Raw genomic sequence first — 12,850 nt, forward strand, 5'->3', positions numbered from 1 at the left:
TAATCAAGACATGTATTTATTCGCCCTGCTAAAATAGCCGTACTTATACTTTATTCCTTGAATTCTTTATAATGCTATAAAGTCCAAAATATGGTTTGATTTTTTTATTTCGTTTGTGACAAACTGAAATATAGAATATTTTATCCTAATTAATACACGAATCGACATAGATGTTGTATAATAAATAGCAATAGGATTGGGGTGTAACGGATGATTCAAATTGCGATTTTATCGATGACGAGTTTGATCGCAGCGTTAATTGTAACGCCTATTGTCATCAAATATTCCAAAAAACTGCATATCACGGACAAGCCCAATGCTCGAAAGGTACACCAAGAGCCTATTCCTACGCTTGGAGGAATAGCTATTGCAATAAGTTTTATCATTGGATTACTCGTCCTACAGCCAACCAGTGATTTTCACGCAGCAATTATCATTGGCGCAGGGGTGATTTTGATTCTTGGTATTTTCGATGACATCTATGACTTACCCGCAAAGTTTAAATTTTTCGTTCAATTTTTGGTTGCGTGTCTAGTGGTTTTTTGGGGCGGGCTGCAAGTTGAATTTATTAATTTGCCATTTGGCGGAGAACTAGAATTTGGTTTATTTAGTGAAGTATTCACGATACTTTGGATAGTAGGAATTACCAATGCGATTAATCTTATTGACGGTTTAGATGGGCTTGCAGCTGGTGTCTCAGGAATTGCGCTGCTTACCATTACTGGGATGGCAATGTTAATGGGAGACGTTTACGTCACCACCATGGCGATGATATTGCTTTTTAGTATCCTAGGATTTTTACGATATAATTTTCACCCGGCCAAGATTTTTATGGGGGACACAGGAGCGCTATTCCTTGGGTTTATGATTTCCGTATTGTCTTTATTAGGATTTAAAAATGTGACCGTTGTTTCTTTTTTAATTCCTATCTTTATTCTTGGTGTTCCGATTTCAGATACCTTGATTGCAATGATACGCAGGAAAGTAAATAATCGTCCTGTATCCAGTCCAGACAGTGCGCATCTTCATCATCGGTTAATTCAATTCGGGTTTTCGCATAAGCAGACAGTGCTATTTATTTATTTGTTGAGTACATTATTTAGTGTGACAGCGATTCTCTTTTCTATGACAACCTTATGGGGATCGATGCTGATATTGTGTATTGTGCTATTTGCAATTACGATGCTTGTAGACGCATTAGAAATGATTACGAGTGAATTTAAACCGTTCACGAATCTTTTTAAACGAACATCAGATCATAGACATTCAAAAAAATAAGTGATTAAATTAGACCTTGGCAAATAGTACTGTTCTAGCTTGCTGAGGTTTTTTTAGTACAAAAAAAGCAAGGATGCTTCAAAGCATCCTTGCTTTTGTATAATGAATTATTACCATTGATTCCCTTGTTCTGGGCTTTCATATGGATCATATTCGGGTTCTTCGCTTTCGTACTGGTTATATTCAGGCTCTTCATATTCATCTTGATTATATTCGGAACCTTGATAGCTGTTGATTTCGTCCTCTTGCTGATAGGAATTATCCGGTTCTGCAGTGTTTGTTTCCCAGGTTGAACTTGGTTCTTCATTGGTTATGGGAAGATCTAAATGTGTTCGTAATTCCCTTTGTGTGTCAGCTAAAGCAGTCTCATCTAAATACCAGTAATACGTGCTGCCAGGGGCAGAATCGAAACCTGATAAGGTAAGTGTCTCAATGTTTAAATTATCTCCTGCAGTTAAATAGGATACAAAGCTTTGCATTTCGCTGAATGTCATATTGGTAGTCATGTTGTCCCCAATTGACTTGACAAGGCTATCCACTTTAAAGATTGTATTAAATGACATGGCTTTGTTTGCAATCGCCTGCATAATCTCTTGCTGACGTTTTCCGCGTTCAATATCATTATCCAGTTTTCTTGTTCTTGCTAAGGCTAATGCTTCTTCGCCATCAAGCTCCTGTTTACCTGGCATTAAATGAATAGCTCCTGCCTTGTCTTTAGAATCTTGTTCTTTAAACTCGTAAGGGACATCGACTTCAATACCATCTAATGTATCTACGACATCGATAAAGGCTTCAAAGTTTAATTTGACATAATAATCGACAGGAATATCTAACAGATTCTCTACCGTATCAATGGTTCCTTTTGTACCACCATAATGATGCGCGTGATTAATCTTATCCTCATAGCCGACTTCAGGAATATAAGTGTAGGTATCCCGAGGGATGCTCAGTAATTTTACGCTTTTATCCTCTTTATTAAGCGTGGCAAGCATTAATGTATCTGTTCTTGCACTTTCAGCTCCACCGCGGACATCACTGGTATCCACACCCATAATTAAGACAGTGACATTATCAAAATCGGGATCGACAACGCCGTCTCTTAAATCCGATTTATCTCTGCCGTCATCTTCATAAGAGTCAGATAAAACATTCCCAGTAGTGACATATAAATAGCCCATATAGATACCAACCGCAACGAAAAGTATAACGAGCGGAACTAAAATAAAAGACAATTTTCTTACTTTGCGCTTCTTTTTCCGCACGATTCGCGTTTGTGTTTTATTTTTTGACATAAAGGATGGTCTCCTTATAATTTAGAATTAAAATAAAAAGCATTCCTGCTTGAAAAGAAAGATAATAGAAAATAATAACTAAGAATGCTATGATATCTTTAGTTTTCCATTTTCTTTGAGGAATACACTAACATTAATGATACTATGTTTTTTCTTATACGTAAATGACGTTTTTCTTACAATTAATAGATATGGGCTTAGTTTGTGGGAAAAATGTGGCAGAAAGGATACGGTTAGATTGCAAAATGTGACAGTAATGGACATTCCATTTGTTAATATAACGAAACAGGATTTATTACAAGAGCATATTTACCCACGTTTAGAGCAGAAAAAGAAGACGTTTGTTGTGACGGCCAATCCGGAAATCGTCATGAAGACAAGAGAAGATGCGGCTTTTAAGAAAATTGTTCAAGAAGCAGATTATACGGTTCCGGACGGGATTGGCATAATTATAGCTGCAAAATGGATGAAAACCCCCTTACAAGAAAGAATTGCCGGTTATGATCTCTCTCTGGACTTGTTAAATTATGCGAATACGCATCAATTAAGCTGTTATTTTTTAGGTGCGAGTGAGGAAATCAACCAAAAAGCTGTGGAAAAGGTAAAAAAGGACTATCCGAACATAGAGATAGCTGGAAATCATCATGGTTTTTTTGAGCTAGAGGATTATGATTTTGCGAAAAGTGTAGCTGATACACAACCTGATATTATTTTTGTTGCAGCAGGATTTCCAAAACAGGAAAAATGGATTGCAGCTTATAAGCATTTATTTGATCATGGATTGTTTATTGGTGTAGGTGGAACTTTTGATGCTTTAGCTGGGACAGTGAAGCGTGCCCCTGCATTTTGGATAAAGCTGAATCTGGAATGGTTCTATCGGTTATCGCAGCAGCCAAGGACGAGATTTAAACGCACACTGAAGCTTTTTGAGTTTATGTTTAGAGTGATGTTTAATAGGTAGCTTAAGTTATAGCTCATTTGATAACTTTTCACCAATGCGCTTAAACATGAATATACGGCCCTGTATTTGATATAGTTAACGTAGTCCAAATAACTAGAGAAAAGATATTCCGATTATAATAGCAGATACTAATTCATGGAAAATTTATGAAAAAGGGGGAGTACATAAATGAAGCGTATAAAGATACTGACTGTTTTTGGAACAAGGCCAGAAGCAATTAAAATGGCACCGCTTATCTTAGAATTAAAAAAGCGAAGTCAGCAATTTGAAACGGAGGTTGCAGTTACTGCACAGCATCGTGAAATGCTCGATCAAGTCTTGGAAACATTTGCAATCACACCTGACTACGATTTGAACTTAATGAAGAAAAATCAAACCTTAGCACAAATCACCAAAGGGGCGTTAACTGGTTTAGAGGGCGTTATAGAAAAGTCGAAGCCGGATATGGTTCTAGTGCATGGAGATACGACAACGACATTTGCTGCCTCTTTAGCTGCGTTTTATAAAGAAATTCCTGTTGGGCATGTGGAAGCAGGCTTGCGGACATGGAATAAGTTTTCGCCGTACCCAGAGGAAATGAATCGTCAGCTGACTGGTGTGATTGCTGATTTGCACTTTTCACCAACGGAACAAGCAAAAAATAATCTGTTAGCAGAGAATAAACCGGCGGATCGGATTTTTGTAACGGGAAATACAGGAATTGACGCCTTAAAAACAACCGTGAATCCAAAGTACCACCACGAGATTTTACAAGCCAACGCAGATAAGCGCCTTGTCCTTGTCACTGCACACCGAAGAGAAAATCTAGGTGCACATATGGAGCAGATGTTTCGTGCTATCCGCAAATTGGTGGAAACACATCCAGATATTTATGTTGTGTATCCCGTCCATCTCAATCCAAAGGTGCAGGAAACAGCGAATCAAATTCTTGGAGATGTGGAACGTATTCAGTTAATTGAACCATTAGGTGTGATTGATTTCCATAATTTCTTATCGAGAGCTTATCTAACTTTAACGGATTCAGGAGGCATCCAAGAGGACGCACCGTCTTTAGGGGTTCCGGTTGTTGTGCTAAGAGATACTACAGAACGTCCAGAAGGAGTAGCCGCAGGTACATTAAAATTAGCAGGTACGAATGAAGAGGATATCTTCCAAGTCGCAAATGAATTATTATCTGATGAAACCGCATATGTCAAAATGGCAAAGGCGGTTAACCCTTATGGAGATGGAGAAGCATCTGCCCGAATTATTGCTGCCATCTTAAAATACTTTCACGGGGAAGAAGATAAGTAGAAGTGGATCTTTCGTATATTGAAAAGATTTCATTTCAAATAGAAGAATGAATCTAGTAGAAATAAACAAAAAGAGGATTTTCCCACATCATTAAAATGGGAAAATCCTCTTTTTCACCGTATCTTCTCTGGAATCGAGTAGATGGACTCAATTAACTGATTGAGCTTTCCCTCAACTCGGTGTAACAAGTAGAAGGTCACCGCAGCTGGGAATCCGATATCGGTTAAAAGAGAAATCCATGCTTCCATAAGATTCACCGCCTTTTGTAATGAAGGAAATAAGTTTCAAGAACAAGCAAATGTTTTATTATTTATAAAAGACAATGCCGTGAGGAGAGTCTCCCCACGGTCCAAAGTCTGTGTGCAGAAAGATTATAATTCAATCTCTTCTACAGTACGTTCGACGATGCGAGCGCTGTGTATTTCCATTAGTTCACCCCCGGTGCTGTACAGAGCGTTTTCACGAAGAATGGTGTCCATTGCTTCCTGAATTGTTTCTGCATCTGCTGGTTCTGTCGGGTGGTCTACCGAATAGGTCACGATTTTTCCTTCCGCGTTTAAAAACTTCAATTCAAGTTTTCTCATCTGCTTTCCCTCCTCTCTTTTAAAATTTCAGATTTTGGGTTAGCCTTCGTGAATATCTGAAACATCTCGGCGGCTAACATTGTAGAGCTCGTGCTGCTGAACCGAAGCGAATGCATTAGCTGTTAGAAAAAGCTGTTCAGCAGTAGCCTCTGTTTTTACATTGCTGAACCGCTTTTGCTTTAGGATTTGTTCACCAGTATCTGGATCAATCCCTTCGCTTAACGTAAGCTGCAAAACGGATTCCGTTAATTGAGCAACTGCCATTGTTCATCACCTCCTTTCACATCTATAATCGTTTCTGACCAAAAAGGAGGGGCAAGTTGATAAAAATTTATACGTTTTTTATATAACTATTGAGATATTTAATAGGAAAGAGACAGTTATTTTTGTTTTTTGTCGTTCGGAATATCCGTCTTTTTATAAAAAATGGGCTTAACAAAAGGGCTCAAAAGGCTGATTTAATGGTGATATATAAGGGTTAGCCAACTTTATGTCGAAATTTGTCGATAAAATATGTAAACTGCAGTTTGTCGGCACAAACTGCATAAAAATAGGTCAGTTTATAGCAACAAACTGCAGTTTACCCGGACAAACTGCCAGTTTGTTGCTACAAACTGAAAGTTTGTCTAGATGACGCTTTGGAAAATTTCCGTTACAGTAAAAACACAACATAAGAAAGGGGAGTTAAAATGACAAAAAAGAAGTGGGAGTTAGAGGATTTTATTGAACAGAATCAACGCAGGGTGTATTACCAACTGAACAGGTTAAAAATTCAGGATAGGGAAGGTGATTATTTTCAAGAGGGACTGGTTGCGATGTGGAGAGCGTATGAAAAGCACAATCCAGATAAGGGGCCATTAGCGACATATATGAATTATCAAATCCGAAATCGCCTAGTGGATATCATCCGTAAATCATCCGTTGAAAGAAAATACTTAGACCAGCTTATTTATCAGCGCAAAGTTGAGACGCAGTCAGGAAACTATTTGGACGGAAACCAAATACCAGAAATGCAAGGAGAAGGAAATCCGCTAGAGACGGTTGATCATCTAGATGCTAGCTCTCTATCTGAATTTACAGCGGCTTTAACGGATAAGCAGAAAATTTGGTTCTGTGATGCAATTATAGATGGGCTAACCAATCCAGAAATAGCCGAGAAAGAACAAGTGAGTTTAGAAGCGGTAAAAAGCTGGGCGAAAGGTGCAAAGCGGAAATTACGTAAATTGAACTGGGATAGAACGTAATAAGAACAATCAATCCACGAACTGTAGTCATGATTTAAAAAGAAAATAATAGGGAAAAGGCTATAATTATCATTTTGATAGTTGTAGTCTTTCCCATTTAGATACAGCCCGTTTTAATGGATTTAAACCCCATAAAAAAATCCATACTTTCCATCCGCGTAGCGAACAGTCAGTACAGATTTTTCCTTATTATAATATCAAATTAATAAAAGCGTTTATAGCTATCGAAATGCTGGCTCCAATAAGAGTTACTTAGAGCGGACACTTCTACACCGTTAGAACCTGCATGGATGAATTGGTTGTTTCCAATATAAATGCCTAAGTGGGAGATACCTGATTTATACGTTCCTGAGAAGAATACGAGATCTCCTACTTGTGGGCTGCTAATTGTATATGAACGGTCATAGTAGCCTTGTGCGCTTGTGCGGCTCATGCTTTTACCAGCTTGGTTATAAGCATAATAAATGAACCCGCTGCAATCGAAACCGGAACTTGGACTTTGTCCGCCCCATACATATGGCTTTCCAACTTGACTTTGCGCAGCGGATACAAGCTGGTTGACATCATAGCCAGCACTTGAAGCGTTGTTCGAAGAGCTGCCGCTGGAACTATTGTTTTTATTAGAGCCTGCATTGGAACTATTAGAACCATCGACTTTTAATTTCTGACCAACAATAATTAAATCAGATGATAGATTATTGATAGATTTTAGCTTGGATACAGTTGTACCATGCTGACGAGCAATTTTTGAAAGACTGTCACCAGATTTTACAGTATAAGTGCTAGAAGAAGAGCTAGAACCAGATTTGCTGCTTCCAGAGCTTGCATTTGAACTGCTTGATCCATTTTGGCTAACAGTAAGTTTGTTGCCAGGATAAATTAATGTAGTAGATAAATTGTTCCACTTCATTAAATTATTTAAAGAAATACCATGTTTATGCGCAATCCCGCTTAGTGTGTCACCAGATTTAACGGTGTATGTACTTCCACCAGATTTGCTGGAACTAGAAGTTGATTTTGAACTCGAGCCTTTAGATCCAGTAGTCTCTAAAACTTGATTCGGGAAAATAATATCCGAAGAAAGATTATTAATAGATTTTAAGCTAGATACGCTAGTATTATGCTTTTGTGCAATCTTCCATAAACTGTCGCCGCTCTTTACTTTGTATGATGCTGCATCAGCGCTATCTGTAGCGATAAAGGTGGAAGCAATTGCTGCGGATGCTGTAACGGATAAAAGAATTCTCTTTGTTGTCATTTGTGTATTTCCTCCTTAAGTTTTTATAAAATTTGGGGTGTGTAGAATATGAATTGCAAGATGACCAACGCGTCTTAAGAACCGAGTCTAAACTACTATAGATTGGTAGAATTTAAGCTATGCCAGTAATGTTATAAAAAGTGAAAACCTTTAAAACATGTACGGGACGCGTTCCGTTGGTACAAATACAATTAGCATATTCGGCTTGGGTAACAAGATGTATTTTGTTCACAGATGTATATGGAATGTAATTCGAAAGTATGGTGTGAGAGAGATTAAAATGAAGAATTGCTAGTTAGATTAATTACAAACATACCAAAAATAGTAAATTTACTCATCTGCGTGTTAAAATAATCCAGTGAATACATCCTTGCAGATAGGATTATATCGTTTTATAGCTAAAAATGGTAGGTTATAGAAGGAATTGTAATATGTTTGTAATGTTATTGAAAATAAGGTCGAACGAATCATAATTAGTTGATATATCAAAAGGTATGGAATGAAATTAGGCTTAATAGACTACGATATAATAAGTTGGATAGTATTTTAGGAGGGCGCCCTAAGTAACGAAAACAGAATTTTCAATGGCAATATAACAGTTGGTTATTTGAATAGTTAGATTATTGGTGCTTTCAGCGGAAGTATACTTATTAAAGGCTATATATGATTAGGTAGACGTCTTTCCTAATTTAGATGAGAATTTTTTAACAAAAAAACCTTCAAAAGTCCAAGCATAATTAAAGCGAAAGTCATTCGACATTTTGATAAATAGAAACATTTCCCGGGAAATAACGACAAAGAATTCATTTATTTTAAAGTTAGCGTTATAATATATAGAGATGATACATACTTAACTATAATTTAAAGAGAACGGAGGAATTCGTCGTGGAATCCACAACGTTACTTATAAAAAATGTAAGAGAAGCTTATTTACATCAAGAAGTAGTAGAAAATGCATCTATTGTTGTAGAAAACGGAGAAATCACACATATTCTAAAAGAGGAAGAGCTTGCTAATTTTTCATTCGATGGGGAAGTCATCGACGCAAAGAATGAATTTCGTTTGCTTCCAGGTTTTATTGATGCTCATATTCATGGGGGATATGGTGTGGACGTGATGGATGCTACACCAGAAGCCTTACAAACACTTGCTGATAATTTGCCATCTGAAGGGACGACCAGTTATCTTGCTACAACGATCACACAATCTGATGAAGAAATTTCCAATGCTTTAAAGAATGTTGCTGCGTGGGCAAAGGCTGGATCGAAGGTCGGAGCAGATTTAGTAGGCGTTCATTTAGAAGGTCCGTTTGTAGAAGCAACCAAGGCAGGAGCGCAGCCTAAACAATATATTGTAGAACCTGATTTAAATAAATTTCAAACATGGCAAGAAGAAGCTAACCAACAAATTCGTACAATTACCATGGCGCCAGAACGTGACAAAACAGGAGAATTTATTAAAACATTATATCAATCTGGTGTAAATGTTTCAGCCGGACATACAGACGCTTCTTTCCAACAGATCAAAGATGCTGCCAAGATAGGTGTTAGACAGCTGACACATTTATGCAATGCTATGAACGGTATCCATCATCGGGACATTGGAGCTGTAGGAGCAGCGTTTCAATTGAAAGATTTGCATGCAGAATTAATATCAGATGGTATTCATGTGGTACCAGAAATGCTGCAACTTATTTTTAATAATGTAGGTTCGGAACGAATCATTATTATTACAGATTCCATGCGTGCCAAAGGATTGGAAGATGGGGAGTATGAGTTAGGCGGCCAGCCTGTTTTCGTAAAAGATGGTGAAGCTACATTGGATAATGGCTCATTAGCAGGAAGTATTTTAAAAATGATTGATGCGGTAAAAAATATGATGCAGTTAGAGGGTGTTGAACTAACTGATATTGTGAAGATGACATCAGTGAATCCAGCAAAGCAGGTCGGTATTTTTGATAGGAAGGGCAGTATTGAAGTTGGTAAGGACGCGGACTTTGTTCTATTAGATGATGCGCTGGATATTGCATATACCATTTGCAGAGGAAAAGTAGCTTATCAAAGAGCATAAGCACAAGTTGATCAAACGTTTGATCAAGGCTTTAACTACTATCTATCCCAAAGTTACTAGATTAGAAAAATTTAAGACGCTATCGCCTTCTAGTTTTGTAACAAAGACATTTTAAATAGGCTCTCTAGCAGTCCTATTACCCGATAGGTTATTAAGTAAAATAATTTGAATAAGAACTATAAAAGAGAGTTTAAACTTGATATGTGAATTGAATGCTGTTACCTATATGTTTAATTAATGTTAAAGTTCAAGAAAACCTGTGGTAAATTTCATTCATTATGGTATAATGCGAGTTGTAGAAAATTAGAAAAGAGTACGTTATTGGTTTCATACTGATGCGAAATTCCCCCTTAGTGATTCAAGCAGGATACTACTAAGGGGAAGAGAAATTTTCGTATTAGCATACAAGAACCTTATTAAGTTGGCATTTTATTTACTCAAGAAGCTATTCATTCTAGAATGAACTATTTCACTTGGTTACATTCATTTGTGTGAATATTCGCAAAGTCAAAAGGCGGTGTTATAGCGACTGTATTTAATTCGATTTGAGGGTATTAGGGAGAGTCTAAAAAGCAAATGGAGCAAAAAAAGATACTATTTTTTATTTATCAAATGGGCGCTGGTGGAGCAGCGAGAACTTTATTAAACATCATAAATAACCTGGACAGGTCAAAGTTTAAACCTTTATTAGTAACTCTTGATTATAATGGGAATTATGAAGAACATCTCAAATCAGATGTTAAGTTCATCAAGTTAAAAACCAAACGATTAAGAAATGCTATATTACCCTTAGCAAGAGTCATCAAAAAAGAAAGAGTATACCTAGTTTTTAGTACTATTCCAAATTATAATACGATAGCTCTTTTAGCAAATTTACTATCTTTTTCAGACGCAAAAAGTATTGTGAGAGAGGCAGATAATCTGGGGGGGACGATCACTTCAAATGCAAAACTCATTGCTTACGGATTCATTTACAAATTTGCTGATCAAGTCATTTCTTTATCAGAAGGCGTTAAAGCTAACTTAGTAAAACGGTATAAGGTAAAACCTCAAAATATTAAGGTTATTTATAACCCGGTTGATTTAGAAAATATAAAGGAAAATTTGGAATCACAAGTAGTAAAAAAAGAACATTCTCATATATTCCAAATAGGGGATAAAGTTATTGTCACTGCTGGAAGATTAGTTAAACAGAAGGATCAGAAAACGTTAATTCAAGCCTTTGAAAAGGTGAATAGAAAAATAAAAAGTCAATTAGTAATCCTTGGCGAAGGGGAATTAGAGGAAGAATTAAAAGGTCTAGTAAACGAACTAGGCCTTAAGGACAGAGTTCATTTTGTTGGTTTTCAATATAATCCATACATTTATATGAAAGAAGCTGATTTATTTGTATTGTCATCGATACATGAAGGTTTCGGACATGTACTAGTAGAAGCTCTTGCAACAGGAACACCGGTCATTTCGACGAATTGTAGGTCGGGACCTAAAGAGGTGCTGGAGGATGGTGAATACGGAATCCTTACGGAGGTTGGTAATGTTCCACAGCTGGCAAATCGGATGATACAAGTACTCTCTCTTGATAAAGAAGAGCTAGAACAACTCATTAAAAAGGGGTATAAACGTGCCGAAGACTTTGATGCAACAAAAATTGTTAAACAATATGAAAAGATTTTTATGGAAAATATCAGGCATGAATAGTATCGATTTGTTGTGAAGGAGTTGATTAAGAGTGGGTACAATTAAACGTGTCGTGCACTTAACAACTGTACATCATCCTTATGACCCAAGAATATATCACAAAGAATGTTTGTCTCTCTATCGCGCAGGATTCGATGTTACTTTAATAGCACAAGGGGATAAAAAACATTTCAACAAGAGCTTAATAAATTTTATACCGATAAAAAGATATAAGAATAGATTGTCACGCATGTTATTCGGAACTATAGCGATATTCAAGAAAGCTAGAAAAATAGACGCTGATGTCTATCATTTCCATGATCCTGAACTAATGCCGATTGGTTGGCTGCTAAAGAAGAAAAATAATATCGTTATTTATGACATTCATGAAGATTATGTAACAAGTATTTTGCAGAAAAAGTATCTGCCAAAGCCAATAAGAAATTTAATAGCGAAATTATACAAGCTTTTCGAAAACATTTTTATTAACAAGTTTAATCTTTGTTTGGCGGAAAAGTATTACAAAGAAATGTATCCAGAAGGAAAGTGTATTCTTAATTATCCCATTAATAATAGACAGAACGCAACTTTAAAATCAAGCAATGTACAAATGTCTAACAAGTTATTATACACTGGTAACATATCAACTGTACGCGGTGCCTTGATACATGCGAAGTTACCGCAAATTGATGAAAACATAACTGTAGAAATGATTGGTAAATGTCCAAAAGATTTGGCGGAGGAAATGATGACCATTGCGGGTCACAGAAAGGAAAGCCTCAAAATAAAAGGAATTGACGAATTTATAGAAAAAGAGGAGATTGACGAAGCTTATATAAAGGGGAATTGGTTGGCTGGTCTTGCGCTATTTCCACCTACAGAGCATTATAAGAAAAAAGAACTGACTAAGTTTTTTGAGTATATGAATGCAGGGATTCCTATAATTTGTTCGGATTTTCCTGTATGGAAGGACTTTGTTGAAAGATATGAATGTGGTATCGCTGTCGACCCGTTTAATCATGAAGAAATAAAACAAGCAATACAATATTTAAAAAATAACCCGAATCAAGCGAGGATAATGAGTTTGAATGGGAAATGCGCAGTGATGAAGGAATTGAATTGGCGTATCGAGGAAAAGGAATTAATTGATTGGTATAGTCAACTATTACGAAACATTAATAAATAAGAAGAGA

General features: G+C 36.7%; 12 protein-coding genes. 7 read left to right on the plus strand and 5 right to left on the minus strand.

Annotated features, from left to right (window positions below; genetic code table 11):
- Positions 1–210 precede the first annotated feature (210 nt).
- Positions 211–1,278, plus strand: coding sequence for a glycosyltransferase family 4 protein (locus KI343_RS09835; RefSeq protein WP_212926250.1), 1,068 nt, complete (start codon positions 211–213; stop codon positions 1,276–1,278).
- A 110-nt stretch (positions 1,279–1,388) separates the two neighbouring features.
- Here KI343_RS09835 and KI343_RS09840 read toward each other — a convergent pair whose 3' ends face one another.
- Positions 1,389–2,570 (minus strand): LCP family protein, encoded by a 1,182-nt coding sequence (locus KI343_RS09840; RefSeq protein ID WP_212926251.1) that lies wholly within the window; start codon positions 2,568–2,570, stop codon positions 1,389–1,391.
- A 247-nt stretch (positions 2,571–2,817) separates the two neighbouring features.
- On the opposite strand from KI343_RS09840, the gene KI343_RS09845 reads away from it, so the two are divergent.
- Together KI343_RS09845 and wecB are read left to right on the plus strand one after the other, a co-directional pair.
- The gene (locus KI343_RS09845; protein ID WP_306432565.1) at positions 2,818–3,531 is read left to right on the plus strand and encodes a WecB/TagA/CpsF family glycosyltransferase; all 714 of its coding nucleotides are present in this window, start codon (positions 2,818–2,820) and stop codon (positions 3,529–3,531) included.
- A gap of 168 nt (positions 3,532–3,699) precedes the next feature.
- Positions 3,700–4,824 (plus strand): non-hydrolyzing UDP-N-acetylglucosamine 2-epimerase, encoded by a 1,125-nt coding sequence (gene wecB, locus KI343_RS09850; protein WP_212926253.1) that lies wholly within the window; start codon positions 3,700–3,702, stop codon positions 4,822–4,824.
- A gap of 113 nt (positions 4,825–4,937) precedes the next feature.
- On the opposite strand, the gene KI343_RS09855 is transcribed toward wecB, so the two are convergent.
- From KI343_RS09855 to KI343_RS09865, 3 genes are all read right to left on the minus strand, one after another.
- Positions 4,938–5,072, minus strand: coding sequence for a YvrJ family protein (locus KI343_RS09855; RefSeq protein WP_212926254.1), 135 nt, complete (start codon positions 5,070–5,072; stop codon positions 4,938–4,940).
- Positions 5,073–5,195: 123 nt separating this feature from the next.
- Complete coding sequence (locus KI343_RS09860) at positions 5,196–5,408, minus strand: DUF2922 domain-containing protein (protein ID WP_212926255.1); 213 nt, start codon at positions 5,406–5,408, stop codon at positions 5,196–5,198.
- A gap of 39 nt (positions 5,409–5,447) precedes the next feature.
- On the minus strand, positions 5,448–5,672 hold the full coding sequence (locus KI343_RS09865) for a DUF1659 domain-containing protein (protein ID WP_212926256.1): 225 nt from the start codon (positions 5,670–5,672) through the stop codon (positions 5,448–5,450).
- Positions 5,673–6,097: 425 nt separating this feature from the next.
- Between KI343_RS09865 and KI343_RS09870 the strand changes: the two genes are divergently transcribed.
- Positions 6,098–6,652, plus strand: coding sequence for an RNA polymerase sigma factor (locus tag KI343_RS09870; protein WP_212926257.1), 555 nt, complete (start codon positions 6,098–6,100; stop codon positions 6,650–6,652).
- 202 nt (positions 6,653–6,854) lie between these two features.
- Here the strand turns inward: KI343_RS09870 and KI343_RS09875 are convergent, their stop codons facing one another.
- Positions 6,855–7,910 carry a C40 family peptidase gene (locus tag KI343_RS09875; protein ID WP_212926258.1) on the minus strand — a complete coding sequence of 352 codons (1,056 nt, stop codon included), beginning with the start codon at positions 7,908–7,910 and terminating at the stop codon, positions 6,855–6,857.
- Positions 7,911–8,795: 885 nt separating this feature from the next.
- Here KI343_RS09875 and nagA point away from each other — a divergent pair.
- The 3 genes from nagA to KI343_RS09890 all read left to right on the plus strand — a co-directional run bounded on the left by nagA (position 8,796) and on the right by KI343_RS09890 (position 12,843).
- Positions 8,796–9,980 carry an N-acetylglucosamine-6-phosphate deacetylase gene (gene nagA / locus KI343_RS09880; protein ID WP_212926259.1) on the plus strand — a complete coding sequence of 395 codons (1,185 nt, stop codon included), beginning with the start codon at positions 8,796–8,798 and terminating at the stop codon, positions 9,978–9,980.
- Positions 9,981–10,556: 576 nt separating this feature from the next.
- Entirely contained in the window at positions 10,557–11,678 is a 1,122-nt protein-coding gene (locus KI343_RS09885; RefSeq protein ID WP_212926260.1) for a glycosyltransferase, read from the plus strand.
- 31 nt (positions 11,679–11,709) lie between these two features.
- On the plus strand, positions 11,710–12,843 hold the full coding sequence (locus KI343_RS09890) for a glycosyltransferase (RefSeq protein WP_212926261.1): 1,134 nt from the start codon (positions 11,710–11,712) through the stop codon (positions 12,841–12,843).
- Positions 12,844–12,850: the final 7 nt, after the last annotated feature.

This window comes from Oceanobacillus sp. J11TS1, assembly GCF_018333215.1.
GTDB lineage: Bacteria > Bacillota > Bacilli > Bacillales > Amphibacillaceae > Oceanobacillus.